Source organism: Stutzerimonas stutzeri KOS6 (assembly GCF_000307775.2).
Taxonomy (GTDB): Bacteria; Pseudomonadota; Gammaproteobacteria; order Pseudomonadales; family Pseudomonadaceae; genus Stutzerimonas; species Stutzerimonas stutzeri_B.
In genome coordinates this window covers 823541-848549 of record NZ_KK020676.1, presented here as the reverse complement: position 1 = coordinate 848549, position 25009 = coordinate 823541, and the positions used below count along the sequence as shown (strand labels likewise).

The following is a 25009-nucleotide window of genomic DNA, read 5'->3' as shown; positions in this document are numbered from 1 at the left end:
CTTCCTTAATGGAGGGCGCTAGCCCGCTGACTGCCCAAGGTGACCAGGCCGTCGGCGCGTTCGCGTCCGAGCCAGCTGGTCCAGCCGAGGCGGCAGTCGTTGTCGGCGCCGATGCGCAGTTCACGGATCTCATCCGGGCGCAGCTCCAGGCGCAGGTCGTAATCCAGCGGATCGCGCAGGGTGAAGCGCAACAGCGCACAGAGCGGCTGGTAGCCGCTGCCGATGGGCAGGAATTCGTGGAAGCGATTCCAGTCCAGCTGGCGGATGTGGATGCGGAACTTGCCGCCGCGGTCGCGGACCCGCTCGCCGAGCACCAGGCTTTCGCCCAGTTGGCTGTTGGCCTGGCCGAGGCGGTTGCGTTGCTCGCCGAGGATTTCCACCTGGCGCTCCAGGCATTGCTCGATGTTCAGCTCGGCGTGCTTGAAGTAATAGCGCAGCACCGATTCGATCAATGCTGCCGAGTGTGCGCGCAGGCTGAGCAGGCCGAGATAGGGCAGCAGGCGCTTCCAGTTCAGTTCCGGCGCGCTGCGGATGGCCTCGCCGCTGAGTCCGACCAGGGCGAACAGCTGCTCCGAGAAGGGGTCATGGGCGCCGCTGGTGAAGCGGGCGCGGTATCGGTACTTCTGCCATATCGGCAGCAGCAGGCGCTGTAGACGGTTGTTGAACAGGTCGAGGAAGTCGCGGGTCGGGTTGCCGTCCTCGCTGTCGCCAAGCGCCTGTTCGCCGTAGAAGGCCGGCAGCGGCGAGCCGGCGCCGAACAGGCTGACCAGGTTGATGCGCAGGCGCGCCCGCCACTCGCCATGCTCCTGGAAGAACTGCAGCTGCTCGATATCGCTGCCGGGAAAGCCCAGGCTCGGGTTGGCCTGGAACTCCAGGCGTTCGTAGAGCGCCTCGTCGCCGAGGCCAGGGTTGAGCTGGCGCAGGTGGTCGAGCACCAGCAGCACACCCTGGAACAGGCTGTACTCGCGGATACCGCGGTTGAGCGGTTTCAGAGCAGCGGTTGCTGACCCATGCGCGGCGTCCATAGGTACACCTCTCCCTGTGTGCTCTGCACGCGCAGTTCGTGATATGAATTGAGGCTGGCGTAGAGGGCGAAGAATTCGTTGAGCACCGAGGCGAAGAGGAACAGATCGCCCTCACCGATGAAGCCGTCCTGGTTCATGGTCAGTTCGGTACGTACGCCGCGCACCGGCAGCCCGCGATGCAGGCGGTCGACGTGCTGGTGGGCGATGCGGGTCAGGCCGCCGAGACGTCGCCGGCTGACGTTCTCGGCGTGCTTGTCGTAATAGCGTGGCAGGTCGTAGGTCTCGAGGATCACCTTGAGCGCCTCGACGTTGGCCAGCGACAGGTAGTTCAGCGACATGTTGCTGATCAGCTTCCACAGATAGTCACGTTGCAGCGGCGGGGCGTAGCTCGGGGTGACCGCCGAGATATTGCGGAAGCTGAGAAATTCCGGGGTATCTTCGCTGGGCCGGCAGATGTCGCCGAGCCTGAGCTGGCGCGGCAGGTTCTGGTTGGTGCAGGTCAGTTCTATGGACAGCGTCTCGTGCTGGTCGAGGTTGCGCAGACCGAAGCTCAGCCAGGTTTCCTGGCCTTCGCCCAGCAATGACGGTTGCTGGCGCACGCTGTAGTGCGGGCGCGCCAGCGGCACGTCGAAGCTGGGATCGTGCTCGAAGGATTCGAACGGCACGTACTCCTCGTAGCCCATGCCGCCGGGCTTCCAGCCGGTCACGCGGTCCACCGAGAATACGCCGCACTGCTGCGCATCGTACTCGGCCGGCAGCAGCAGGTACTGGTCCTGCTTGCCGTCCAGGCGGATCGGGATGGCATCGTGCGCGAACAGGTTGACCACCGGCGTGCAGTACAGGCGCACGTTGTCCTGCGTCGGGCGGATGCGCTGCACGCCGGCCTTGTGAATGTCGAAGCGCAGCTCCAGGCCGCGGGTCTGCTTGAGCAAATCCGCGGGGATGCGCTGGATGATCTCCAGGCCCTTGAGGTCGACGAAGAGGAACTTGTCCGGGAAGGCGAAATATTCCTGCAGGTAGCGATAGCCGCGGAAGGTGTTGAGCGGGTAGGGGATCAGCGCCTCGTCCTCGGCGAATCCCACCGGTTCGACCTGTTTGGCGTTGAGCTGCAAGGGCGTCAGCGGTCGGCCATCGGGAGCGGTCAGCGGATGGCCCAGATGGTCCAGCGGCACCAGCTCGATGCCGTCCAGATGACGCAGCATGCTCAGGTACAACAACTGGCTGATATAGGGCTCGCCGGCCAGATGCAGGCGCAGATGGCTGAGGCCGATCTCGCCGAGATGGCCATCGGCGCTCATCTGCAGGCGTAGGCTGAGCAGCGCGCCGGTGCCCTTGACCGAATACTCCAGTGCCTGCAGTGCCAGCGGCAGCACCTCGGTGGCGTAGGCGGTGCGAAAGCTGCAGCTCACGCCCTGAATCGGATTGGATTCCACCGGCGTATTGCGCGGCACCGTCAGCGCCGGGCCGGGCCTCTTCAGAGGATCGAACTGCAGCATGCTGAAAGCCGGCAGCGGGCGCATGTAGTTCGGCCACAGCAGATGCATCAGCGAGTGCGTCAGCTCCGGCAGCTCGTCATCGAGCTTCTGTCGCAACCGTCCGGTGAGAAAGGCGAAACCTTCGAGCAGGCGCTCGACATCCGGGTCGCGCCCGGCCTGTCCGAGGAACGGCGCCAGCGCCGGACTGCGCTCGGCGAAACGCTTGCCCAGTTGGCGCAGGGCGGTGAGTTCGTTTTGGTAGTAGTGGTGGAAGGACATCAGGCGCCGTGTCCCATGTCCATGCCACCGAGGGCGTCCTGCCGCGGCAGGTGGTCCAGCCAGTCCTGTGGGTTGGGCAAAATGAACGCCGCCGGGGTGTCAATGGTATCGATGACCGCCGTTCCCGAACTCGCGGCCACGACATGACCGTGGTTACCCATACAGTCCACCACCGCCAGTTTGCCGTCGAACAGCACGCCGGGTGAGCCGGTGGCGATGGGGTGGGTACCGCGGCCCGCCTCGGGGCAAGCAGTGGGGGCGACGGGGTGGGCTGCGGGTTTGCCGGACATCCGTTGTCTCCTTACTGGACCTTGACCTGTCCGCTGCCATCCAGGCTGGCGGAAAATCTGACCTGGCGCTTGAGGCCATCCATTTCCAGCAGGCCTTCGATGGTGAAGGCGAGCGTCAGTGGGTCATGGGTTCGCGGCAGCGACAGCACGCGCACCTGGGTCAACCTGGGTTCGTACGCTTCGATGAAGCGTTCGATGGCGATACGCGCCTGCTGCAGCGAATCGTGCAGCGACAGGCGCATATCGTTGAGATCGGGCAACCCGTAGGCGGGCAGCGTCTGCACGCTGCCCGCCCGGGTGCTGAGCATCTTGGCCAGATGGGCAGCCACCGAGGCCATCGCCGCAACCTCGCGGCTCCAGCCGGAACGCCGTGCGGCGTCACCGCCGAGGCGCTCGAAGAGGCTGCCGTATCCGTTCAAGTGCTTATTCCTTGTCCAGCTTGCCAACCAGCGACAGGGTGAAGTCCGCGCCCATGTACTTGAAGTGCGGACGCACGCTGAGGCTGACGCGGTACCAGCCCGGCTCGCCCTCGACGTCGCTGACGTTGACCTGGGCGGCGCGTAGCGGACGGCGGCTGCGCACTTCGGCGCTGGGGTTCTCCTGGTCGGCGACGAACTGGCGGATCCACTTGTTGAGTTCCAGTTCGAGGTCGGTGCGCTCCTTCCAGGCGCCGATCTGCTCGCGCTGCAGCACCTTCAGGTAGTGCGCCAGGCGGTTGACGATGAACAGGTAGGGCAGCTGGGTGCCGAGCTTGTAGTTCAGCTCCGCGGTCTTGCCTTCCTCGCTGTTGCCGAAGAACTTGGGCTTCTGCGCCGAGTTGGCGGAGAAGAACGCGGCGTTGTCGCTGCCCTTGCGCATAGTCAGGGCGATAAAGCCCTCCTCGGCAAGCTCGTACTCGCGACGGTCGGAAACCAGCACCTCGGTCGGGATCTTGGTCTCGATCTCGCCCATGCTCTCGAAGTGGTGCAGCGGCAAGTCTTCCACTGCGCCACCGCTCTGCGGGCCGATGATGTTCGGGCACCAGCGGAACTTGGCGAAGCTGTCGGTCAGGCGGCTGGCGAAGGCGTAGGCGGTGTTGCCCCACAGGTAGTGTTCGTGGCTGCCAACGACGTTTTCCTTGTAGACGAAGGTCTTGACCGGGTTGTCTTCCGGATCGTACGGGTTGCGCAGCAGGAAGCGCGGGACGGTCAGGCCGACGTAGCGCGCATCTTCCTGTTCGCGGAAGCTCTGCCACTTGGTGAACTGCGGGCCTTCGAAATGATCCTTGAGATCCTTCAGGTCCGGCAGGCCGGTGAAGCTTTCCAGGCCGAAGAATTTCGGCCCGGCGGCGGCAACGAAGGGTGCATGGGACATGCTGGCGACGCTGGCGACGTACTGCATGGTCTTGACGTCGGGTGCGCTGGGGTCGAAGAAATAGTTGGCGATCAGCGCACCGACGGGCTGGCCGCCAAACTGGCCGTACTCAGCGGTGTAGATGTGCTTGTAGAGGCCGGACTGGACCATTTCCGGGCTGTCCTCGAAGTCGTCCAGCAGGTCCTGCTTGGAAGCGTTGAGCAGCTCGAGCCTGATGTTCTCGCGGAAGTTGGTGCGATCCACCAGCAGCTTGAGGCCGCGCCAGGAAGCTTCCAGCGCCTGGAGCTGCGGATGGTGAAGGATTTCGTCCATCTGCCGGCTGAGCTTGGCGTCGATTTCCGCGATCATGCGGTCGACCATGGCCTTCTTCACCGGCTCGTTTTCGTTCTGCGGCTTGAGCAGTTCTTCGATGAAGGCCGAGACGCCACGCTTGGCGATGTCGTAGGCCTCGTCATCCGGGGTCAGGCGGGTTTCGGCGATGATGCGGTCGAGGATGCCGCCCTCGGCGAGTGGGTTGCCGTGCTCGACGGCGGCTGCGCTAGTGGTCATGTGAATCAGCTTCCTTGTCGATGTTGTCAGGCGCCCAGCTTCTCTTTGGCCGCCAGCCCCAGCTCGCCGAGGACGCGGACACGCGAGGCGTCGTCGGCGAGTACGCTTTCGATGGCCTTACGGAAGGCCGGGGCGTTGCCCAGCGGTCCCTTCAGCGCGACCAGGGCGTCGCGCAGCTCCATCAGTTTCTTCAGCTCCGGGACCTGATCGACCAGATTGGCCGGGTTGAAGTCCTTCATCGAATTGATGCGCAGCTGGATGCCCAGCTCGTCGCTTTCGGCTTCGTCCTGCAGGCGGTTCGGTACGCCAAAGGTCAGGTTCAGCTCCTGCTTGGCCAGCACCTCGTCGAAGCTGTTCTTGTCGATGGCGATGGGCTTGCGGTCCTCGATCTTGCGATCGTCGGGGCGCTGGGTGAAATCGCCCAGGACCATCAGCTTGAGCGGCAGCTCAACCTCTTCCTGAGCGTTGCCGGTGGCCGGCTTGAACGTGACGTTGATGCGTTCCTTGGGTGCAACCGAGCCTTCTTTGGCCATGGTGTTCTCCTTTGCGATTAATCCAGCACCACTTCGAGATCGAGGTGGCACAGCCTTCGGTAAATCTCATCCTTGCTTTCACGCACGGCGTGGTTCTGCGGCAGCAGCTCGCAACAGCTGTGCAACAGGCGCAGTACCTCGAGGGCGAGATCGGGTTCCCAACTGCCCAGGCCACTGGCCTCGAGCTGCTGGTCGAGTGCTTCGAGCTGGGTCTTGGCCAACTCGTATTTCCTGGCCTGGTAGCACAGGCGGGCGAGGCTCAACTGCCAGAAGAAGCGCTCGCGGTCGCCCCGGGCGCGCGCCAGGCCCTGTTTGAGCTGCTGCACGGCAGGCTTGAGGCCATTTTTGCGCAATAGCGGCACGGCCTCTTGCAGGGCGAGCTCCCAGCTCGGCTGCGCGTTGCCGACGGCAGGCGGTTCATCCTGTCTCGCGGCCGTGGCCGGCTGCACATGGGGCATGACCTGGCCACTGATCCAGGCGCGGGTTTCGGCATCGGCGAACGGCGTGCCGTCGTGAAAGCAGAGCTCCTCCAGCCGCGGTACGCGTTGCAGGAACAGCGCGAGCTGGATCTCCACCTCGCGCATGGCCTGCTCGGCGTCCAGTTCCTGCAGGCACGCCCAGGTCAAACGCTGGCCGTCCAGCCAGAACGGTGCGCGCACAGTGCTGTTTTCCAGGTCCACCAACAGGTCGGCGTACTGCCCCTGAGCGAAGCGTTCTTGGTAGCTGGCCAGCTTGTCGGCAGGTATCCCACGCAAGGCGGTGATCTGCTCGCCGTTGTGCTCCGGCAGGCTGTCGATGCTGAGCCACAGCAGGGTGCGCGACAGGCGCAGAGGGCGCAGGTCGCTGGTGCGCTGCCTGAGCCACCAGGCCGTCAGCGGGCGCGCCTGTTCCTGCAGGCTGCGCACGGCCTTGAGCGCTTCCTTGTCATTCTCGACCGGCGAGCCGGGGGCGAAGACCTGGCTGGCGACCTGCCTGACCTGGGCAATGGCCGCGCCCACCGGTCCGGGCTGCGCTTGCCCCTGGCTGGCGCGTTTGACCATGCCGTCGAGCTGGCGGCACAGCGGCAGCAGCAAAGGCGCGTCTTCGCCCAGATGGGCGGACAGGCATTGCTCCAGCGCGTGCAACTGCTCGGCCAGGCTGCGGAACAGCGGCAGCTGCTCGCCGACCGGCACGTCTTCGGAAAAGGTCTGCTCCAGGCGCGGCAGCAGCCAGTTGATCGCGGCGGCGCGGGTGCGTGGCTTGCGTGGGTGCAGTTCGGCCCAGTGATTGCTGCACAGGTACTGCAGGACGCTGAGGCCAGCTTGCAGACCGGCGAAGGACTCGCGCTGGAACAGGCTCCAGGTCAGCCAGGCGGCGGCGCGCAGGTCCTTGGATAGCGAGGCGAGCAGCATCTCGCTGCCTTCGCGGACCTTCTGCCAGTCGATGCCGGTGGTCTGGTGCAGCGCTCCGGCCTTGGCCAGTTCGGCCTCCAGTAATTCGAATTCACTGCTGTAGCGAATATCGTCGCCAGCGAAATTGCTGTCATTGACCGGCTTTCTGGCAAGTTCCAGATAATGCTTGCTGAGTGCGCTGGCGTGCATTGGGTCTTCCGTGACGCTCAAGTTCGATCCGTGAACTTTGAAACATGCTTCCCTTTTTTCAAGAGGCATGTTTCCGAGAAGTGGGTGCGCAAGTTCTTGCGCACCGCGCCTGCGCAACAAATTGCACAGGGCCTTTATGGGATGGGCATCCTAGACGTGGGCTGGTCGCCCTTCAAGGCGAGAAGTGTGATCTCTGTTACAGCGAGAGATATTAACCAACTGACTGCGGAACCAATTCAAATTATATGGCCAATGCCTGGTAGGCAGGCAGTTGAAACTATGTGGTTTTGCGCTATTTGCATGTAAGAAAGTACTTACATGCAAATAGCTATCGAGTCACAGAATAGCTTTGGAAAATGTTATAGATCGGTGCAACTTGCCTTTATGGCTACTCCGAGCGAATGGCGCTGGCCAGGCTGGAGCACCAGCACATCGCTCATCACGTTCGCCGTTTCGATGCACAGCATCCGTTGCCAGGCATCATCGGCGAAGCTGGACAAGCGTTGCGCCTTGTCGATCCACGGGTTCCACAGCACGGCGGAAGTCGAGCCATTGGTCGTGAGCTGGATGCGACGTTTCCAGGCCGGATCGACGATCGCAAGGGTGGCAGGCAGCCGCTGGTAGATGCGGTCGGTCTCGCCGCTGAACTGCAGATCGCCGTCCTGCCGGTGCTCTTCCCAGTTCTGCAGCGTGTCGACGTAGGGGCAACCGGCCAGGCCTTCCACGCGCACCTGCTGGATGTCGCTGACGGCGAAGTAGCTGTGCAGCGCCTGGCTGATGCAGACGGACTGGTCACCAACGTTGCTGCTGGTGAGGCTGAGCTCCAGTTCGTCGGCCAGGCGGATCTGCAACCTCAGCTCGACCCGGTGCGGCCAGCCCGGCAATGCGCCGAGCGCCTGCGGGCAGTGAAATTCGAGAATCGCAGCGCCGCCATCGCTGCGTTGTTCGCGCAACTGCCAGGGCAGCGCACGCACCAGGCCATGGAAGGGCGCTGGCTGCTCGCCTTGGTAGCTGGCCTGCACCGGCTGCGGGTTGCGCGCCAGGTCGCCGAACCAGGGCCAGCAGATCGGCATGCCGCCGCGTACCGACTGGCCCTGCTGAAAGGCGGCCTCTTCGCTGAGCCAGATGATCGGCGGCGCGTCGCCCTGGCGATAGCTGAGGATCTGCGCGCCCTGTTCGGCGATCAGCAGTTCGTCCTCACCGCGGCGGACTTGCCAGCACACGAGCTGGTCCATTTCGATGCGTTGGATGTCGAGTGACATGGGCGATCCCGTAGTGTGAATGGGCGTTCGTCTGACAACGGTCGCAAGGCGGGATTTCATCCGCCGCCCAGGTAGGGTGGATGTCGTTTCTTAACATCCACCGTGGCTCCGTTCGGTGGGGCGCCACCCGGTGGATCGGTGAAGCGTGATCCACCCTACAGGTCATGCGCTCAGCGGCCCTGGCAGGCGTCGACCCGCAGCCAGCGCTCCAGCAGCTTGAAGCCCTGCATCAGGATGAAGGCGATCAGCAGGTAGATCAGGCCGGCGGTGAGGAACATTTCCTCGTGCAGGTAGGTGCGCGCGGCGATCTTGCGTGCCATGCCGGTCAGCTCCAGCAGCGTGATGGTGCTGGCCAGGGCGCTGGCCTTGAGCATCAGGATCACTTCGTTGCTGTAGGCCGGCAGGCCGATGCGCGTGGCGCGCGGCAGGATGATGTGCAGCAGCGCCTGGGCGCGTGACATGCCCAGCGCGCGGGCTGCTTCGACCTCGCCATGAGGCACGTTCTGGATCGCGCCGCGGATGATCTCGGCGATGTAGGCGGCGGTATGCAGTGTCATGGTGATGATCGCGCACCAGTAGGGATCGCGCAGAAAGGGCCAGAGCGCGCTCTGGCGCACGACATCGAACTGCGCCATGCCGTAGTAGACGAGGAACAGCTGGACCAGCAGCGGCGTGCCACGGAAGAAGAAGATGTAGCCATAGGGCAGTGCGCGCACCGCCAGCAGCCGGGAGGAACGGGCGATACCCAGCGGTACGGCGAGGATCAGCCCGGCGACGACCGATACGCCGACCAGTTGCAGGGTCAGCCAGGCGCCTTCGATGAAGCTAGGCAGCCACTTGATGAAGATTTCCCAGGTCATGCTGCGCTCCGCACGAAGCCGCGTCCGGCACGTTTTTCGAGGAAGTGCATGCCGATCATCGCGACGATGGTCAGGCACAGGTAGATGAAGGCCGCCACCAGGAAGAAGGTGAAGGGCTCCTTGCTGGCGGTTACCGCGATCTGCGAGCGGCGCATGATCTCCTCCAGACCGATCACCGAAACCAGTGCGGTGTCTTTCATCAGGATCATGAACAGGTTGCCCAGGCCGGGCAGGGCCAGGCGCCACATTTGCGGCAGGATCAAGCGCGTGAAGATCCGCCGTTTGCCCAGCCCCAGCGCCAGGCCGGCCTCGCGGTGGCCCTTGGGAATGGCCAGCAGCGCACCGCGGAATACTTCGGTGGCATAGGCACCGAAGCACAGGCCGAGGGCGATGGTGCCGGCGGCGAACGGGCTCAGGGCCAGGTTCTCGATGCCGAACAGTTCGCCGATGCCGCGAATCAGGCTGATGGTGCCGAAGTAGATCAGCAGTACCCAGAGCAGTTCGGGAACGCCGCGCACGATGGTCGAATAGGTGCCGCCCACCCAGCGCAGGGCGCTGTAGGGTGAGGTTTTGGCAAGGGCGCCGAGCAGCCCGAGTACCAGCCCCAGCGCCAGCGACGCGAGAGCCAGTTGGATGGTCATCCAGGTACCGGCGAGCAGCGCCGGACCGAATCCGTGAAGGTCAGGAATCATAGGAGCTCAAGCACCGAAGCCCGGTCGGCCAGTGTTCAGGCGACCGGGCTTCGGCTCGGTTGGATCAGTAAATGCTGAACGGGAAATACTTGTCGTTGATCTGCTTGTAGGTGCCGTCGGCGACGATGTCGGCCAGCGCCTTGTTCAGCTTCTCGCGCAGCTCATCGTTGCCCTTGCGTACGGCGATGGCGATCTTGTCGTCATCGAAGACCGGCTCGCCCTTGAACTCGAAGTCCTTGCCGGCGTCGCTCTTGAGCCATTCCCACTGTACGAAGGTGTCGGCGAGGATGCCATCGACACGACCGGCAGCCAGATCCAGGTAAGCATTTTCCTGAGTGTCGTAGAGCTTGATGTCGACCACGCCGTCCAGGTTGTCTTCCAGCCAGGTGCCGGCGATGGTCGCGCGCTGGGCGCCGATCACCTTGCCGTCCAGGTAGTCCTTGTCGGTCTTGAAGTCACCGGACTTGGGCGCTACGAACTGCAGCTTGTTGGTGTAGTAGTGATCGGTGAAGTCGACGGCGTTCTTGCGCTCTTCGGTGACCGACATGGAGGCGGCCAGGAAATCGAACTTGCCGGCGTTCAGGGCCGGAATGATGCCGTCCCAGTCGGAGGTGACCACTTCACACTCCACTTTCATCTTGGCGCACAGGGCGTGGGCGATATCCAGGTCGAAGCCGACCACCTTGCCGCTGGCATCGATCAGGTTGAAGGGCGGGTAGGCGCCTTCGGTACCGATCCGCAGTTTATCCGCGGCAAATGCCTGGGTGCCGATGATCAGGGATGCAGCGGCTGTCAGCAGGATCTTCTTATAGCTCTTCATGCGGTGTTGCTCCATTAGCGATGGCTGGACATGAATTGTTTACAGCGCGCCGATTGAGGATTGTCAAATACCTGCTCGGGCGTTCCTTGTTCCTCGACCAGGCCCTGGTGGAGGAAAACCACTTCGCTGGATACCTGCTTGGCGAAATTCATCTCATGGGTGACGAGCAGCATGGTGCGGCCTTCCTCGGCGAGCGACCGGATCACTGCAAGCACTTCTTGTACCATTTCCGGGTCCAGCGCCGAGGTGGGCTCGTCGAACAGGATTACCTTGGGCTGCATCGCCAGTGTGCGGGCGATCGCCGCGCGCTGCTGCTGGCCACCGGAAAGCTGATTGGGGTAGACGTGGCGCTTGTCGGCGATGCCCACCTTGGCCAGCAGCGCTTCGGCGACATCGGTGGCCTCGGCCTTGCTCTGGCCTAGCACCCGGCGCGGCGCCTCGATGATGTTGTCGAGGATGGTCATGTGCGGCCAGAGGTTGAAGTTCTGGAACACGAAGCCCAGCTCGCTGCGAATCCGGTTGAGCTGCTTGCCGTCGGCGGCGATCAGGTCGCCCTGCTTGTCGCGCTTGAGCAAGAGCTGCTCGCCAGCCACCAGAATCTCGCCCTCGTTGGGGTTTTCCAGCAGGTTGATGCAGCGCAGGAACGTGGATTTGCCTGAACCTGAAGAGCCGAGGATGGAAATCACATCGCCGTCTCGAGCGGTCAGCGAAATGCCTTTGAGAACTTCCAGGTCGCCGTAGCGCTTGTGCAGGTTGCGGATTTCCAGAGCAGGGATGGCCTCGGCCATGAGGGGTCCTCTTGTGGACCGGCGAACATCGCCGTGGTCCAGATATCTGTTGGTGCACTCCAGGCGAACGGCTCGCCATCCTGGCGAGGCGCAAACCTAGCATGCACCGGAGCAAGCGCCAAGCTTGGATAAGGCCGAACTGATCGGCCTGTGCGCACCTAAAAGCCGCCAAATGTCGGCAACGGCGACATTTGGCTGGCGGCTTCGCCGCGTCTGCCATGCCGACAGCCGCGGCGTAGCGCTATTGCGGTGCGTCCTTCGGCGCCTCGGGTTCGTTACCGAGCATCTCGTCATGCTCCTCCATCTTCCAGGGCAGGCTGCCGGGGGAGATGTGCAGGAAGTGCAGGTACTTCTCGAACTGATCGAGGATGTCGCTGATGATGTCGGCCTGGTCGTAGCCGTAGATGTCGTAATGCTGACCGCCGCGGCGCAGGAAGACTTCTGCACGGTAGTACTGCTCGTCCGCCTCCGGCCCTTCGGCCAGGGCGAACGCCGGCATGGCGTAACCGACCGCCCGGATCTCGTAAATGAAATCGACCTGATCATCCTTGATGACTTCGAGGTAAAGCCGCGAGTGGGCCTCATCGGTATGCACTTCGGCAGCCCATTCCTGGCCACTGAGCTCGCGCTGCACGCGGCGCATGGCTTTCAGTACCGTGGTGTTCATGAAGCCGTCGACCTCTTCCCGGCTGGGGAAGCTGACCATCCCCGCCAGGCGCTTCTTCCACAGTCCGGGGCCGGCATTGCTCGCCAGCCGGCTGCCCTGCATGTGGCTTTGCAGACTGGTTTCGTGGTGGCCTTCGATCACCAGTGCGCGCCACATGCCCAGCGCGGCGATCATCATGATGATCGCGAATGGCAGGGCGCTGGCGATGGTCATGGTCTGCAGGGCACTGAGCCCGCCGGCCAGCAGCAGGGCTGCCGCCACCACGCCCTCGGTGCTGGCCCAGAACACCCGCTGCCACACTGGTGTATGCATCGCGCCACCAGCAGCAAGCGAGTCGATGACCAGAGAGCCGGAGTCCGACGAGGTGACGAAGAAGGTGATGATCAGCACCACCGCCAGGAACGAGGCGATGGACGTCATCGGCAGCAGTTCGAACAGCTTGAACAGGGCGATGGCGTTGTCCGCCTGCACGTCGCCGATCAGCGAGGTATAGCCTTCGACCATGATCATGTGCAGCGCGGTATCGCCGAACACCGAGAACCAGAGAAAGGTGAAAATGGTCGGCACGAACATCACGCCGAAGACGAATTGACGGATGGTTCGGCCACGGCTGATCTTGGCGATGAACAGCCCGACGAAGGGCGACCAGGCGATGGTCCAGCCGAAGATGAACAGCGTCCAGTTGCCGATCCAGTCGCTGCGGCTGTAGGCCTGCAGGTTGAAGGTGCGCTCGATGATGTTGTTCAGGTAGCTACCGGTGTTCTGCAGGAAGGTTTCGAGAATGAAGATGCTCGGCCCGACCAGAAACACGAAGAGCATCAGGCCGATCGCCAGGATCATGTTCAGCAGCGAAAGGTTCTTCACGCCCTTGTCCAGGCCCGCAACCACCGAGCAGATCGCCAGGCCGGTGATGATCGCGATGGCGATGATCTGCACGTCGATGCTGATCGGGATCGATGGCCAGAGATAATTGATCCCCGCGTTGATCTGGGTGACCGACAAACCGAGCGTGGTGGCGATGCCGAACAGCGTGCCGAGAATCGCGAAGACGTCCACGACATGGCCGATCGGCCCATAGATGCGCTCACCAATGATCGGATAGAGCGCCGAGCGCATGGACAGCGGCAGGCCGTGGCGGAACGAGAAATACGCCAGTACCAGGCCGGTCAGCCCATAGATCGCCCAGATATGGAAGCCCCAGTGAAAGAAGGCGATCTGCATGGCCTGCTTCGCCGCGTCGACGGTCTCGGCAGCGCCGGCTGGCGGCGATGCGTAGTGCAACACAGGTTCAGCGACGCCGAAGAACAGCAGCGCAATGCCGTAGCCAGCGGAAAACAGCATGGCGAACCAGGCCGGGAAGCTGTATTGCGGCTCGGCATGATCCGGCCCCAGCTTGATGTTGCCCCATGGCGTCATTGCGATGCCGACGATGAACACCAGGAAGAACGCCACCGAGAGCATGTAGAACCAGCCGAAGTTGGTCGTGATGAAGGACAGCGTCGAGCTGAAGACTTCACCGGCCAGCGTTGGGTTGCTGATCGTGCCGATCACCAGCAGCAGGGTCACGACTACTGCGGGAATGAAGACGGGGAAGAGGATGATGGCTTTGGGGAGCTTCTTGTCGGCTTCCATAGGTCGGTCTGGCCTCTGGTTGGAGGTTGGGCGAGATGCGCACTGTGGCTCCCGCAAGTTGGTGTCACCGCAAGAGCGGCAGCGGCAGCGCCGATACCGGGCGCCCTGGGTGGTGCTGAAGATCGGACTCGAGACATCCCAGGGGGAGACACCCGGCATGCACTGGCGCCCTTGGTGAGCCGTCAGCTAGTCAGCGCTGTCCTCCGGGTTGGCTACTTTTGTGCACGCTCGGTCACGATTTGGCTCCGCGTGGCATATGAAACCTCGCAACGCATGAGCCAACCGAACCGGCGTGCCCAAAGCTTGGCCCTAAAAGTCAGGACGTACAAGGGAAGGCCAGGGAAGTGCAGAAAACAAAAAAAGCCCGCACTGGGCGGGCTTCTTGTGGGCTTTCGGGTGATGCTGACACCACCTGAAAACGAAAGGTGGTGCCCAGGGACGGAATCGAACCGCCGACACGGGGATTTTCAATCCCCTGCTCTACCGACTGAGCTACCTGGGCAACGGGGCGCTATTAGACGGATTTGGCTTTTGCCTGTCAAGCGTGGTCCGGAAATATTTAATCCGGACGGGCGCTTAGCGTAGCCGACGGTCATTCGCTCGGTGGCACGTAGCCTTCGGCCTTGGCGTAATCCTCGCCGGAGAAGAACTTGTCCATCTCGCCCTGAAGGAACTTGCGGTCCTCGGCGTTCATCATGTTCAGCCGGCGCTCGTTGATCAGCATAGTCTGATGCTTCTGCCAGTCGTCCCAGGCCTGCCTGGAGATGTTGTTGTAGATGTCCTCGCCTTTCTGGCCTGGAAACGGCGGGCGGTCGAGGCCGGGGAGTTCTTCGTTGTACTTGCGGCAATTCACGGTGCGGGTCATGAGGCTTCTCCTGCATTCAATTCAGCGGCGGCGCGCTTGAGCAGTGTCTTAACCGGCGCGGCAAGGCCGAGGCGCGGCGGGGTGGCGAGGTTATACCAGAGCCAGTCGGCCTCGGCCACGGCGTCGGCCGCGGACTTGACCCTGATCAGCCAGGGCTCGATGGTCAGCTGGAAATGGCTGAAGGTATGGGTCAGCCCCGGCAGCTCGCGACGATCTTCCAGCTGCAGGGCATGGCGTTCTGCCAGTGGATCGAGGGCCGCGAGGTCTTCCAGCTCCGGCAGGCTCCAGAGCCCGCCCCAGAGGCCGGTGGAAGGGCGCCGGTACAGCAGGATGGCGCCGTCGCGGTTGGCCAGCAGCGGCATCAGCGTGCGCCTCTGCGGCAGTGCCTTGCGCGGCTTGGGCACCGGGAATTCGGTTTCGCGCCCGAGCAGATGGGCGCGGCAGCCGTCCTTGAGCGGGCAGAGCAGGCAACTCGGCCGGCTGCGGGTACACAGCGTGGCGCCGAGATCCATCATCGCCTGGGTGTAATGGTTGACCCGCTGCTGCGGGGTGAAGCGGTCGGCTACCGCCCACAGCTGGCGAGCCACCTTCGGCTCGCCGGGATAGCCGTCCTGGGCGACATAGCGGGCCAGCACACGCTTGACGTTGCCGTCGAGGATCGGCGCGCGCAGGCCCAGGCTGATGCTGGCGATGGCTCCGGCCGTGGAACGGCCGATGCCAGGAAATTCGGCAAGGCGGTCGACATCCGCCGGGAAAACACCGCCATGTTCAGCAGTAATGAGCTTGGCGGTCTTGTGCAGATTGCGTGCGCGGCTGTAGTAGCCGAGGCCGGTCCACAGGTGCAGCACTTCGTCTTCGGCCGCGGCGGCGAGCGCTTCGACCGTCGGCAGCGCTTCCATGAAGCGGTCGAAGTAGCCGAGCACGGTGCTGACCTGAGTCTGCTGCAGCATGATCTCCGACACCCACACCCGGTACGGCGTGATGTTCTGCTGCCAGGGCAGGTCCTTGCGGCCATGGCGGTCGAACCAGTCGAGGACCGCCATGCCGAACTGTTCAGGAGTCATCGCTTGAACAGACCCTTGAGGGCGTCCTTGAGCTCCGGACTGACCTTGTCGCCGAGCTTCTCCTCGATCTTCTCGCTGAGCTTCTCGCCGGCCAGGCGCGCGGCGACCTTGCCCAGTGCGTCATTGTCGAAGCGGCAGGCCTTGGCGCCCAGTTCCAGCGGGCCGCGGCAGCGCAGCGGCCATTCGATGCCGACGTAGCGCTCGTTTACCTGGCAGGCCGGGTCCGGCATGGCGCCCTTGTCGCCCTCGATGACGATGCCGACGCGGTAGTCCATGCCCAGCACGCGCAGATCGACGTCGCCGTTGCCGTTGACGGTCAGGCCCGGAATGCTGGCCTTGAGGTCGGGGTTGCTGGCGATGCCGTTGCGCAGCGTCAGGTTGCCCTTGAGCTCGCGGAACGGCGTGTCCTTGCTGCGTGGCTCACCGCTAAGCGGCTTGCGGTTGAGGGTGGCGATGGCGCGGCACAGCTGCTGCTCGAGGTTGGCGTCGACCAGCATGCCGTTGTCGATGATGAAACCGACCTTGCCGTTGAGGTTGTCGATCCAGTCCTTCTCGCTGTTGCCCTGGGTGCGCAGGTCGGCGTCCAGGTTCAGCAGGCCCTTGACCACCACGTCCTCGTCCTGGCTTTCCAGCAGGCGCTCGACCGGCACGCCATTGAAGCGGCTTTGCAGCGTCAGCAGCGGCTGGGCGGGGCGCACGTCGAGGCTGGCCGAGCCGTCCAGGCGGCCGCCATACAGCCCGCCGCGCAGTTCCTGCAGGGTCAGCAGGCCGTTGCGGGCACGAGCCTTGAGGTTGAAGCCGTCCAGCGGGATCTTCATTGCGGTCAGGCTGCCGATGGCCAGATCGAGCTCACTGTCGAGCTTGCGCAACTGCTCCAGCGGCAGCACCGATGCCTCGCTCCAGGCCGCCTGGGTCGGCGCATCGGGCAGGGGCGTGGTGCCGTTGCCGACGGCGCTGGCCCGGGTGCTCTGGACCTCGCTCGCGCGTGCCGCGCCGGCGGAGTCGTCCTTGCTCGGTGGCGGCAGGTAGCGGTCGAGGTCGAAGCGGTCGCCCTTGAGATCGACGCGCAGTGCCTGGCGAGCGAAGTCGCTGATGGCGATGCGGCCAGTGAAGGTGCTGTCGTCCAGCTTCAGGGTCAGCTCTTCCAGCGCCAGGCTGTTCGGCGTTCCGCTCAGGCGACTGACCAGCTCGGCCCTGCTCAGTGCGGCAGCGTCAGCCATGGCCGGCAGTTGCTGGCCGGTGCCCTGGAGAAACTCGCGCAGGTTGAACTGGGCCACGGTCACTGCGCCGCTGATCTTCGGCTCGCTCTGCAGGTCGCGCACTTTCAGCTCGCCAAGGCCGCGCAGCTGGTTGGCGGTGAACTTCAGGCTGTTCCATTCGGCGATCTGCGCGGCGAGATCCACCAGCAACTGGCCCTGGGCGCTGAAGCTCAGCGTCTTGCCCTGCAGGGGCTCGCCGGAGGCCTCGCCGGACAGGCGCATGTCCTCGAACTGGTAGCGCTTGAGCTGGTTGTCGAAGCGCAGCGCGCCTTGCAGTTCGGTGCGTGCACGCATCACCGGCTGGTTGCTGCCGAAGAAGGCATTGAGCTTGAGCGGAATCGGGCTGCCTTCGCGGATCGCGCCGGTGCTCAGCTCGATGCCTTCGGCGCTGTATTGCTGGCCGGTCCTGGCGTCGTGGTAGGTGACGCGGGCATCGCTGGCGGTCAGGCTGTCGATGTCCAGGCTCAGTGGCCTGCTGCGTGATGCGGGGGCTGCCTCGGCCTCCAGCTGCGGTTCGCTCGCGTCCGGGCCTTGCGCAGTTTGCTCGGGCTGCCTGGCCGGCTGGCCGACGCCTTCCCAGTTGCCGCGGCCCTGCTCGTCACGGCTCAGGGTGAGGTTGAGGCCGTTGACCGTGATATCGCTCATCTGCACTTCGCGGCTCAGCAGTGGCATCACCCGCACCGACAGGCCGAGCATGCGCAGGTCGGCGAACGGCTGCTCGGGTGTCTGCGTGCTGGCCAGGGTGGTTTCGTGCAGCTCCAGGCCAAGCCAGGGGAACAGGCTCCAGCCGATGTCGCCTTTGATGTCCAGTTCGAGACCGGCCTTGCTGCGCGCCAGGTCGCGGATCTCGTCCTTGTAGTCGTTGGGATCGAATAGGTGGGTCAGGGCGAAGCCCGCCGCCACGACGATCAGCAACAGCCCGAGAAAGACCAGACCCAGGATTTTGCCGAGCGATTTCATGGACGAATCCTTGTAGATGAGCGATCAGAAAAGTGCCGAGTATAGCCCCGTGCCTTCCCATGTCGGGAATGCGGTCGGCGTTGGAGTGGCGTCCGGGGTGCTGGTTCCGCACGACGGGTCGAAGCGCCGGGCATGCAGGCGATTCAGCCGGTGCAAGGTCTTGGCGTTGGTCCCGGCACTGAGCAGGGCGGGCTTCAGCCCACCATTCAGCCCGCCGTCGTATCTACAGCGGGTCCAGCGGCAGATGGGTTCGTGCCGCCAGGGTGGCGGCTTCCGGATGCCCTGCGGGCGCGGCCAGGCGCAGCGGCTTGCCGGCCTCGGCGGCCTGGCGCTGGGTTTCTTCCAGCAGCCGGCGGCCGACACCGCGTTTGCGGGTGACTTTGCGCACGCACAGGTGCGACAGACGCCAGGCTTCGTCGCCGCGCTGCAGCAGGGCGGCACCGAGCAGGCGGTCGTTGAAGCGCCCGGCGATCAGGCTGCCATCGGCCAGCGCCGCCGCGATCAGCGCGTCGGCGCTGGCATAGGGCGTCAGCAGCCATTCGGGCGCATCGGCATAGATTTTCGCCAGATCGGTTAAATCCTGCGGGCTTGGCTGGGTGACGGATTCGACGTAGACGGGCATGGCGACCTTGCGACGGCTGAGCAGAAGTGCCGGCAAGGATACGCCGAACCGCCGCCAGCGCACGAGACGCCGGCGGTGGGCGCACCCGTCAATGCAGGCGATGGCGCTCGTGGAGAAAGCTCAGCACCGCGCGGCGGTAGTGGTTGTACTCGGGGTCGTCGGCCAGGGCGATGCGGTCGCGCGGGCGCGGCAGCTTCACCTCGAGGATCTCGCCGATGGTCGCCGAGGGGCCGTTGGTCATCATCACGATGCGGTCGGAGAGCAGCACGGCTTCGTCGACATCGTGGGTGATCATCATCATGGTGTTGCCCAGGTCCTTCTGGATCTTCATCACCTCGTCCTGCAGGTGCGCGCGGGTCAGCGCATCGAGGGCGCCAAAGGGCTCGTCGAGCAGCAGCACCTTGGGCTTCATCGCCAGCGCGCGGGCGATGCCGACGCGCTGCTTCATGCCGCCGGAGATTTCCTGCGGATACTTGTTCAGCGCGTGGCCCATGTTCACCAGCGCCAGGTTGTGCTCGATCCAGTCGCGCCGCTCGCGCTTGTTCATGCTGCGCTTGAACAGCTTGTTCACCGCCACTTCGACGTTCTCGTAGACGGTCAGCCAGGGCAGCAGCGAGTGGTTCTGGAACACCATGCTGCGGTCCGGTCCGGGGCCGCGGACTTCCTTGCCGTCGAGGATCACGCCGCCGAGACTGGGGTCGAGCAGCCCGGCGACGATGTTCAGCACCGTCGACTTGCCGCAGCCGGAGTGGCCGATGATGGAGATGAACTCGCCCTTGGCGATGTTCAGGTTGATGTCCTTGAGCACCTGCGAGGCGAGGTTGCCGCGCACGAAACTCTTGTCCAGGTGTTCGATGGAGAGATAGCTCATGGCGTTGCTCCTCAATTGGCCGGAATGCCGCGGGTGATGCGCTGGCCGACGAAGGCCACCAGGCGATCGAGCACGAAGCCGACCACGCCGATGTAGACGAGCGCGAGGATGATGTCGCTGATGCGCGAGGCGTTCCACGCATCCCAGATGAAGAAGCCGATGCCGACGCCGCCGATGAGCATCTCCGCGGCGATGATCGCCAGCCAGGACAGGCCGACGCCGATGCGCAGCCCGGTGAAGATGTACGGTGCGGCGGCCGGCAGCATGATGGTCTTGAAGTATTCGAAACCGTTCAGCTGCAGGACCTGGGCGACGTTGCGGTAGTCCTGCGGGATGTTGCGGATGCCCACCGCGGTATTGATGATGATCGGCCAGATCGCTGTGATGAAGATGACGAACAGTGCCGAAGGATGGCTGTCCTGGAAGCCCGCCAGCGACAGCGGCAGCCAGGCCAGTGGCGGCACGGTGCGCAGCACCTGGAAGATCGGATCGAGGCCGCGCATGGCCCAGTCCGACTGGCCGATCAGAACGCCCAGGCCGACGCCGGCGACCACCGCCAGCAGGTAGCCGACCGCGACCCGCTCGAGGCTGGCCAGCAGTTGCCAGGCCAGGCCCACGTCATTGCCGCCGTTGGCATAGAACGGATCGATGATCAGCTCCCAGGTTTCCGCAATCACCTGCGACGGCGGCGGCAGCGCGGCATCGGCGCCGGAGCAGAGCATCTCCCAGATCACGCCGAGCAGCAGCAGGATCACCAGCGGCGGTACCAGCTGCTGCAGCGCGTGGCGGCCGCTGCGCCGAGCCAGCGTGGCGAGCCGCGATGGGCGGACGATGGACACCGGCTCGGCGCTGGCGGGCTGCAGTTTGACATTGGCATTCATGGGCTTTTCCTCGCGGGTTGCGGTTATCAGGCCATGGCCTTGATGGTCAGGCTGTCCAGATAGGCTTGCGGGTTCTCAGGGTCGAACAGCTTGCCGTCGAAGAACCTCTCCACGCCGCGGGAGGTGGAGGTCGGGATCAGCTCGGCGGGCAGGTTCAGCTCGCCGGCGGCGGCGCGCCAGATGTCTTCGCGGTTGACCTTGGCAATCAACGCCTGGCTGTCGAAGTCGGCCGGCAGGTAGCCCCAGCGCTTGTTCTCGGTGAGGAACCAGAGGTCGTGGCTCTGGAACGGGTAGGAGGCGTGGTCGTCCCAGTAGCGCATCTGCTCGGGATGGTTCTCGATGACCTTGCCGGTGCCGTAGGCGAAGTTGCCCTTCATGCGGTCGACGATGTCCTTGTAGGGGGCGCCGATCCACTTGCGCTGCGAGCAGATCTTCGCCACTTCCTCCTTGTTCTCGGCCTTTTCGCAGAACTGCTGGGCTTCCATGATCGCCATGGTCAGCGCCTTGGCCGCGTTGGGGTTGGCCGCCACGTAGTCGCTGCGCAGGGCGAAGGCTTTTTCCGGGTGGTTGTGCCACAGCTCGCCGGTTGTGTTGGCGGTGTAGCCGATCTTCTGGTTGATCAGCTGGGCGTTCCACGGCTCACAGACGCAGAAGGTGTCCATGCTGCCGACCTTCATGTTGGCGACCATCTGTGCCGGCGGCACGACGATGGTGTTGATGTCGGCGTTCGGGTCGATGCCGCCGGCCGCCAGCCAGTAGCGCATCCACAGGTCATGGGTGCCGCCGGGGAAGGTCATCGCCGCGCTGACTTTCTTGCCGCTGGCCTTCTTCGCTTCCAGCGCGGCCTTGAACGGCGTGCTGTCGAGGCCGATCTTCAGGTCGCGATATTCCTCGCCGACCGAGATGCACTGGCCGGACAGGTTCAGCCGCGCGAGGATCGACATGGCCACCGGCTGGTTGTTCGGCGTGACGATACCGGCGCTGATCAGGTACGGCATGGGCGTCAGGATGTGCGCGCCATCGATGCCGTTCTTCGCCGCGCCGAGCACCAGGTTGTCGCGGGTGGTGCCCCAGGACGACTGCTTGAGTACCTCGACCTCGGTCATTCCGTATTTGGCGAAAAAGCCCTTCTCGGCGGCGACGAACAGCGGCGCGGCGTCGGTCAGGGCGATGAAGCCGAGCTTCGCTTTGGGCGTTTCCACATCACCACCCGCGGCCCAGGCCGCCGAGCGCATGTCCAGCGACATGCCGCCGAACAGGGCGACGCCGCTGGCGGCGATGATCGAGTGCTTGAGAAAGCTGCGGCGCGAGGCCAGGGTCAGGTCGCTGGGCTGGTCGTTGTGCGGCTTGTCGGTCATGGTCGAATTTCCTTTGGGCGAAAAAAAACGGCGCCACACCAACCGGCTGAGCCGGAGAGCGTGGACACCGTTGTCCTATGAGGAGTTGTGGAAGCCGGCATGATCCGGCCTTGTTCGAGTCATTGCGAAAGCTGTGCCAGGAATGCACGGACACCCGGCGACAGGCGCTGGCACGGCATCGATTGAGCCGGTCAGCGTCGGCAAATCAGGCACTTGGCCAGTTCGGAAGGATTGGCGTCCCGGCGCGCCGATGAGGCTGGTCGACATCGACGGCTGCGGGATGCGGGGTGGTCTGCGGGTAGATGCACACCCGCGGGGCAGGAGGGGCGGTGTTCGAGGGCGGCGTGCCTGTTTTCAGTGCCTGGAACGCTGGCCCTGCGTGCGCCCGGACGCGCTTGCGGATGCCGGTAGTTCCAGCGACAGCAGGCGCTGGGCGACCTCCTCCAGGCGCAGGCCCTGGTTCATCGCGGCCTGGCGCAGCCAGCTGTAGGCCTCGCCTTCGGAGAAGCCCTGCTGGCGCATGAGCTGCTGCTTGGCCCGCTCCACCTGTTTGCGCTCGTCCAGCGCCTGGCGCGCCTCGCGCAGCTCTTCATTGAGGCCCTGCAGGCGCACGCTCTGGGTCAGCAGCAGCTCCAGGGTCGAGCGGGCCACCATAGCGGTCATGCCGTCCGGCGGCGGCGTATCGAGATCGCTGGCCTGTACGCTGAACAGCTTGGCCTGCTCGGCTGCGGCGTGCATGTCGGCGATGCCGTCGAGCAGCTTGCGATGGCTCAGCAGGTCCTTGCGGATGCGCTCGATGCTGTGCCGGCACTGTTGCAGCAGGTCTTGCTCCAGGCAGGTTTCGACACTCTTCATCGCATCGATGCGGCGCGTGTGCAATTCGAACCAAAGCTCGCACAGCTGCGGATCGACCGCCGCCCCCGGGCTGGTTCGGCGGGCGATGTCGCGCAGGCGGCAGGCCTGGACGTTGCTCTCGCTCGCGCACAGCGACAGCCACAGCCCCTGCGCCGACGAGCTGGCGAAACGGCTGAAGGTGGCAAAGCAGCGCTCCTGGCCTTCGAGCAGGTGTTCCAGGCGCTCCAGCTTGTCCGCGGGGAAATAGCCGCTGGCGAAGCCGACCACACCCAGTGCACGCTCCTGGCCGGCCAGTTCCTTGCCCTGCATGAAATTGAACAGCGCCACCAGGCAACGGGTGATGTCCGGATCGGCGGCGGTGTCGGCGGCCTCGAACACCACCGCCAGCAGCCCGCCGATCAGTCGTACCAGTGTCGCCGTGGCGTCCTGCATGCTGATCGCGTGCTCGCGGATGCGCCGGCGCAGCCCGGGCAGCTCGTCGAGGCTGTGCAGTGCATAGGCGATGCGGGTGAACAGGCGGGTCTTGTCGGCGCTGCTGACGGCATCCAGATCGATACGATCCAGATCCAGGCGCGCGTCGCGCTCCAGCGCCTCGGCTTCCAGGCTTAGCACGTCCAGCTGCTGACGCTGATGGGCGGCGTTGCCGCTGAGGTAGATGTTCGAGTAGCCGCGCTCCTTCTGCAGCGCGTGCACCAGTTGGCTGATGCGGGTGACCAGCTCGCAGGTGCGCGCCAGATCCTCCAGGCCGAGCAGTTCGCTGCGCCGGGACGCCAGCATGAAGCGCAGGGTCGCAGGCATTTTCCGTCCGTGCATGGGCGGCACCTCCGCGGGTTGACGCGCAGGTTCCTGCAAGATGCAGTCCAGTAAGCCCGGCGCGTATCCGTGCTGCGGCGTTTGCGCCTATAATGTGCCCCTTTTCGCCCACGATCAGCGGAGCTGTTGATGTCCGAACGTACGGCTTACGTAGAGCGCAACACCCTGGAAACCCAGGTCAAGGTCACCATCAATCTGGATGGCACCGGCAAGGCGCGCTTCGCCATCGGCGTGCCCTTCCTCGAGCACATGCTCGACCAGATCGCCCGTCACGGGCTGATCGACCTGGATATCGAGTGCAACGGCGACCTGCACATCGACGACCACCACACCGTCGAGGACGTCGGCATCACCCTCGGCCAGGCCTTTGCCAAGGCCGTCGGCGACAAGAAGGGCATGACCCGCTACGGGCATTCCTACGTGCCGCTGGACGAGGCCTTGTCGCGCGTGGTGATCGACTTTTCCGGGCGTCCGGGGCTGACCATGAATGTGCCTTACACCCGCGCGGTGGTTGGCAAGTTCGACGTCGACCTGTTCCAGGAATTCTTCCAGGGCTTCGTCAACCACGCCCTGGTCACCCTGCACATCGACAACTTGCGTGGCATCAATACCCACCACCAGATCGAGACGGTGTTCAAGGCCTTCGGCCGCGCGCTGCGCATGGCCGTCGAGCTCGATCCACGCATGGCCGGGCAGATGCCGTCGACCAAGGGGTGCCTGTGATGCAGACCGTTGCCGTCATCGACTACGGCATGGGCAACCTGCATTCGGTGGCCAAGGCGCTGGAACACGTCGGCGCTGGCCGCGTGCTGATCACCAGCGATGCGCAGGTCATCCGTGAAGCCGACCGCGTGGTGTTTCCCGGCGTCGGCGCGATTCGCGATTGCATGGCCGAGATTCGCCGGCTGGGCTTCGACGAACTGGTCCGCGAAGTCAGCCAGGACCGTCCGTTCCTCGGCATCTGCGTCGGCATGCAGGCGCTGATGGAGCGCAGCGAGGAGAACGACGGTGTCGACTGCATCGGCCTGTTTCCCGGCCAGGTGCGTTTCTTCGGCAAGGACCTGCACGAGGACGGCGAGCACCTGAAGGTGCCGCACATGGGCTGGAACGAGGTCAAGCAGGCGGTGGACCACCCGCTCTGGCATGCGATCCCGGATAACGGCCGCTTCTACTTCGTACACAGCTACTACATCGACGCCGGCAACCCGCGCCAGGTGGTCGGCCGCGGTCACTACGGCAAGGACTTCGCTGCGGCGCTGGCTGACGGCTCGCGCTTCGCCGTGCAGTTCCACCCGGAGAAGAGCCACACCCACGGCCTGCAGCTGCTGCAGAATTTCGCCGCCTGGGATGGCCGCTGGTAAATGAGCCGGGCCAAGCTCAAGCCGCCGGTCCTGACGCTGGATGCCGCTCAGGAACAGGCGGCGCAGCAGGTCATCAAGCGCTTTCTGGAAGAGCGTTTCGAGGTCGAGCTGGGCTCGTTCGAAGCGCAGGAAGTGCTCGATCTGTTCGCCCGTGAAATCGCACCGCTGTATTACAACAAGGCGATCTTCGACGTGCAGAGCCACCTGAAGGAACGGTTCGAAAGCATCGAAAGCGACTTGTGGGCGCTCGAGAAGAGCTGACCCTTAACCGACACTTGATTTGAACAGGTTCAAG

The 25009-nt window shown here is 64.3% G+C and carries 24 protein-coding genes and 1 tRNA gene; 3 read left to right on the top strand and 22 right to left on the bottom strand.

Features of this window, described 5'->3' with window-relative positions:
* Nucleotides 1-5 precede the first annotated feature (5 nt).
* From tssG to B597_RS32095, 22 genes are all read right to left on the bottom strand, one after another.
* Nucleotides 6-1025, bottom strand: coding sequence for a type VI secretion system baseplate subunit TssG (tssG, locus tag B597_RS32195; protein WP_003296293.1), 1020 nt, complete (start codon nucleotides 1023-1025; stop codon nucleotides 6-8).
* Complete coding sequence (gene tssF, locus B597_RS32190) at nucleotides 989-2779, bottom strand: type VI secretion system baseplate subunit TssF (protein WP_003296292.1); 1791 nt, start codon at nucleotides 2777-2779, stop codon at nucleotides 989-991. The genes tssG and tssF overlap by 37 nt, the downstream gene beginning before the upstream one ends.
* Nucleotides 2779-3069: a hypothetical protein gene (locus B597_RS0223245; protein ID WP_003296291.1), complete on the bottom strand. Its 291-nt coding sequence runs from the start codon at nucleotides 3067-3069 to the stop codon at nucleotides 2779-2781. Before B597_RS0223245 ends, tssF begins: the two co-directional genes overlap by 1 nt.
* A gap of 11 nt (nucleotides 3070-3080) precedes the next feature.
* The gene (tssE, locus tag B597_RS32185; protein WP_003296289.1) at nucleotides 3081-3488 is read right to left on the bottom strand and encodes a type VI secretion system baseplate subunit TssE; all 408 of its coding nucleotides are present in this window, start codon (nucleotides 3486-3488) and stop codon (nucleotides 3081-3083) included.
* A 4-nt stretch (nucleotides 3489-3492) separates the two neighbouring features.
* On the bottom strand, nucleotides 3493-4971 hold the full coding sequence (gene tssC, locus B597_RS32180) for a type VI secretion system contractile sheath large subunit (RefSeq protein ID WP_003296287.1): 1479 nt from the start codon (nucleotides 4969-4971) through the stop codon (nucleotides 3493-3495).
* A gap of 26 nt (nucleotides 4972-4997) precedes the next feature.
* Nucleotides 4998-5504, bottom strand: coding sequence for a type VI secretion system contractile sheath small subunit (tssB, locus tag B597_RS32175; RefSeq protein WP_003296285.1), 507 nt, complete (start codon nucleotides 5502-5504; stop codon nucleotides 4998-5000).
* A 17-nt stretch (nucleotides 5505-5521) separates the two neighbouring features.
* The gene (gene tssA / locus B597_RS32170) at nucleotides 5522-7084 is read right to left on the bottom strand and encodes a type VI secretion system protein TssA (protein WP_003296284.1); all 1563 of its coding nucleotides are present in this window, start codon (nucleotides 7082-7084) and stop codon (nucleotides 5522-5524) included.
* Nucleotides 7085-7443: 359 nt separating this feature from the next.
* On the bottom strand, nucleotides 7444-8346 hold the full coding sequence (locus tag B597_RS32165) for a D-hexose-6-phosphate mutarotase (RefSeq protein ID WP_003296282.1): 903 nt from the start codon (nucleotides 8344-8346) through the stop codon (nucleotides 7444-7446).
* A 170-nt stretch (nucleotides 8347-8516) separates the two neighbouring features.
* Nucleotides 8517-9206, bottom strand: a complete 690-nt coding sequence (locus tag B597_RS32160) for an ABC transporter permease (RefSeq protein ID WP_003296281.1) — start codon at nucleotides 9204-9206, stop codon at nucleotides 8517-8519.
* Nucleotides 9203-9898, bottom strand: a complete 696-nt coding sequence (locus B597_RS32155; protein WP_003296279.1) for an ABC transporter permease — start codon at nucleotides 9896-9898, stop codon at nucleotides 9203-9205. Before B597_RS32155 ends, B597_RS32160 begins: the two co-directional genes overlap by 4 nt.
* A 64-nt stretch (nucleotides 9899-9962) precedes the next feature.
* The gene (locus B597_RS32150; RefSeq protein ID WP_003296277.1) at nucleotides 9963-10718 is read right to left on the bottom strand and encodes an ABC transporter substrate-binding protein; all 756 of its coding nucleotides are present in this window, start codon (nucleotides 10716-10718) and stop codon (nucleotides 9963-9965) included.
* Between the two features lie 14 nt (nucleotides 10719-10732).
* The gene (locus B597_RS32145; RefSeq protein ID WP_003296275.1) at nucleotides 10733-11506 is read right to left on the bottom strand and encodes an ABC transporter ATP-binding protein; all 774 of its coding nucleotides are present in this window, start codon (nucleotides 11504-11506) and stop codon (nucleotides 10733-10735) included.
* 241 nt (nucleotides 11507-11747) lie between these two features.
* Nucleotides 11748-13805: a BCCT family transporter gene (locus B597_RS32140; RefSeq protein ID WP_003296272.1), complete on the bottom strand. Its 2058-nt coding sequence runs from the start codon at nucleotides 13803-13805 to the stop codon at nucleotides 11748-11750.
* Nucleotides 13806-14231: 426 nt separating this feature from the next.
* Nucleotides 14232-14307: transfer RNA gene (locus tag B597_RS32135), tRNA-Phe, on the bottom strand.
* 90 nt (nucleotides 14308-14397) lie between these two features.
* Nucleotides 14398-14670: an oxidative damage protection protein gene (locus tag B597_RS32130; protein ID WP_003296270.1), complete on the bottom strand. Its 273-nt coding sequence runs from the start codon at nucleotides 14668-14670 to the stop codon at nucleotides 14398-14400.
* On the bottom strand, nucleotides 14667-15734 hold the full coding sequence (gene mutY, locus B597_RS32125; protein WP_003296268.1) for an A/G-specific adenine glycosylase: 1068 nt from the start codon (nucleotides 15732-15734) through the stop codon (nucleotides 14667-14669). Before mutY ends, B597_RS32130 begins: the two co-directional genes overlap by 4 nt.
* The gene (locus B597_RS32120) at nucleotides 15731-17953 is read right to left on the bottom strand and encodes an AsmA family protein (protein ID WP_003296267.1); all 2223 of its coding nucleotides are present in this window, start codon (nucleotides 17951-17953) and stop codon (nucleotides 15731-15733) included. Before B597_RS32120 ends, mutY begins: the two co-directional genes overlap by 4 nt.
* Nucleotides 17954-18176: 223 nt before the next feature.
* The gene (gene panM, locus B597_RS32115; protein ID WP_003296265.1) at nucleotides 18177-18575 is read right to left on the bottom strand and encodes an aspartate 1-decarboxylase autocleavage activator PanM; all 399 of its coding nucleotides are present in this window, start codon (nucleotides 18573-18575) and stop codon (nucleotides 18177-18179) included.
* Between the two features lie 88 nt (nucleotides 18576-18663).
* The gene (locus B597_RS32110; RefSeq protein ID WP_003296263.1) at nucleotides 18664-19446 is read right to left on the bottom strand and encodes an ABC transporter ATP-binding protein; all 783 of its coding nucleotides are present in this window, start codon (nucleotides 19444-19446) and stop codon (nucleotides 18664-18666) included.
* Between the two features lie 11 nt (nucleotides 19447-19457).
* Nucleotides 19458-20327, bottom strand: a complete 870-nt coding sequence (gene ntrB, locus B597_RS32105; RefSeq protein ID WP_003296261.1) for a nitrate ABC transporter permease — start codon at nucleotides 20325-20327, stop codon at nucleotides 19458-19460.
* A 26-nt stretch (nucleotides 20328-20353) separates the two neighbouring features.
* The gene (locus tag B597_RS32100) at nucleotides 20354-21685 is read right to left on the bottom strand and encodes a CmpA/NrtA family ABC transporter substrate-binding protein (RefSeq protein ID WP_003296260.1); all 1332 of its coding nucleotides are present in this window, start codon (nucleotides 21683-21685) and stop codon (nucleotides 20354-20356) included.
* Nucleotides 21686-22039: 354 nt separating this feature from the next.
* Nucleotides 22040-23353 (bottom strand): nitrate regulatory protein, encoded by a 1314-nt coding sequence (locus tag B597_RS32095; RefSeq protein ID WP_024161876.1) that lies wholly within the window; start codon nucleotides 23351-23353, stop codon nucleotides 22040-22042.
* A 129-nt stretch (nucleotides 23354-23482) separates the two neighbouring features.
* Here B597_RS32095 and hisB point away from each other — a divergent pair, with 129 nt between their 5' ends.
* From hisB to B597_RS32080, 3 genes are read left to right on the top strand one after another with little or no spacing between them, the layout of a single operon-like run.
* Nucleotides 23483-24076 (top strand): imidazoleglycerol-phosphate dehydratase HisB, encoded by a 594-nt coding sequence (hisB, locus tag B597_RS32090; RefSeq protein ID WP_003296257.1) that lies wholly within the window; start codon nucleotides 23483-23485, stop codon nucleotides 24074-24076.
* Entirely contained in the window at nucleotides 24076-24714 is a 639-nt protein-coding gene (gene hisH / locus B597_RS32085) for an imidazole glycerol phosphate synthase subunit HisH (protein ID WP_003296255.1), read from the top strand. The genes hisB and hisH overlap by 1 nt, the downstream gene beginning before the upstream one ends.
* On the top strand, nucleotides 24715-24975 hold the full coding sequence (locus B597_RS32080; protein WP_003296254.1) for a DUF2164 domain-containing protein: 261 nt from the start codon (nucleotides 24715-24717) through the stop codon (nucleotides 24973-24975).
* The last annotated feature ends 34 nt before the right edge of the window (nucleotides 24976-25009 follow it).

What these genes read in the sequence shown, in the direction of transcription:
- tssG (WP_003296293.1), bottom strand. Translation starts at nt 1,025, where the DNA reads ATGGACGCCGCGCATGGGTCAGCAACCGCTGCTCTGAAACCGCTCAAC.
- tssF (WP_003296292.1), bottom strand. Translation starts at nt 2,779, where the DNA reads ATGTCCTTCCACCACTACTACCAAAACGAACTCACCGCCCTGCGCCAA.
- B597_RS0223245 (WP_003296291.1), bottom strand. Translation starts at nt 3,069, where the DNA reads ATGTCCGGCAAACCCGCAGCCCACCCCGTCGCCCCCACTGCTTGCCCC.
- tssC (WP_003296287.1), bottom strand. Translation starts at nt 4,971, where the DNA reads ATGACCACTAGCGCAGCCGCCGTCGAGCACGGCAACCCACTCGCCGAG.
- tssB (WP_003296285.1), bottom strand. Translation starts at nt 5,504, where the DNA reads ATGGCCAAAGAAGGCTCGGTTGCACCCAAGGAACGCATCAACGTCACG.
- tssA (WP_003296284.1), bottom strand. Translation starts at nt 7,084, where the DNA reads ATGCACGCCAGCGCACTCAGCAAGCATTATCTGGAACTTGCCAGAAAG.
- B597_RS32165 (WP_003296282.1), bottom strand. Translation starts at nt 8,346, where the DNA reads ATGTCACTCGACATCCAACGCATCGAAATGGACCAGCTCGTGTGCTGG.
- B597_RS32160 (WP_003296281.1), bottom strand. Translation starts at nt 9,206, where the DNA reads ATGACCTGGGAAATCTTCATCAAGTGGCTGCCTAGCTTCATCGAAGGC.
- B597_RS32155 (WP_003296279.1), bottom strand. Translation starts at nt 9,898, where the DNA reads ATGATTCCTGACCTTCACGGATTCGGTCCGGCGCTGCTCGCCGGTACC.
- B597_RS32150 (WP_003296277.1), bottom strand. Translation starts at nt 10,718, where the DNA reads ATGAAGAGCTATAAGAAGATCCTGCTGACAGCCGCTGCATCCCTGATC.
- B597_RS32145 (WP_003296275.1), bottom strand. Translation starts at nt 11,506, where the DNA reads ATGGCCGAGGCCATCCCTGCTCTGGAAATCCGCAACCTGCACAAGCGC.
- B597_RS32140 (WP_003296272.1), bottom strand. Translation starts at nt 13,805, where the DNA reads ATGGAAGCCGACAAGAAGCTCCCCAAAGCCATCATCCTCTTCCCCGTC.
- B597_RS32130 (WP_003296270.1), bottom strand. Translation starts at nt 14,670, where the DNA reads ATGACCCGCACCGTGAATTGCCGCAAGTACAACGAAGAACTCCCCGGC.
- mutY (WP_003296268.1), bottom strand. Translation starts at nt 15,734, where the DNA reads ATGACTCCTGAACAGTTCGGCATGGCGGTCCTCGACTGGTTCGACCGC.
- B597_RS32120 (WP_003296267.1), bottom strand. Translation starts at nt 17,953, where the DNA reads ATGAAATCGCTCGGCAAAATCCTGGGTCTGGTCTTTCTCGGGCTGTTG.
- panM (WP_003296265.1), bottom strand. Translation starts at nt 18,575, where the DNA reads ATGCCCGTCTACGTCGAATCCGTCACCCAGCCAAGCCCGCAGGATTTA.
- B597_RS32110 (WP_003296263.1), bottom strand. Translation starts at nt 19,446, where the DNA reads ATGAGCTATCTCTCCATCGAACACCTGGACAAGAGTTTCGTGCGCGGC.
- ntrB (WP_003296261.1), bottom strand. Translation starts at nt 20,327, where the DNA reads ATGAATGCCAATGTCAAACTGCAGCCCGCCAGCGCCGAGCCGGTGTCC.
- B597_RS32100 (WP_003296260.1), bottom strand. Translation starts at nt 21,685, where the DNA reads ATGACCGACAAGCCGCACAACGACCAGCCCAGCGACCTGACCCTGGCC.
- B597_RS32095 (WP_024161876.1), bottom strand. Translation starts at nt 23,353, where the DNA reads ATGCACGGACGGAAAATGCCTGCGACCCTGCGCTTCATGCTGGCGTCC.
- hisB (WP_003296257.1), top strand. Translation starts at nt 23,483, where the DNA reads ATGTCCGAACGTACGGCTTACGTAGAGCGCAACACCCTGGAAACCCAG.
- hisH (WP_003296255.1), top strand. Translation starts at nt 24,076, where the DNA reads ATGCAGACCGTTGCCGTCATCGACTACGGCATGGGCAACCTGCATTCG.
- B597_RS32080 (WP_003296254.1), top strand. Translation starts at nt 24,715, where the DNA reads ATGAGCCGGGCCAAGCTCAAGCCGCCGGTCCTGACGCTGGATGCCGCT.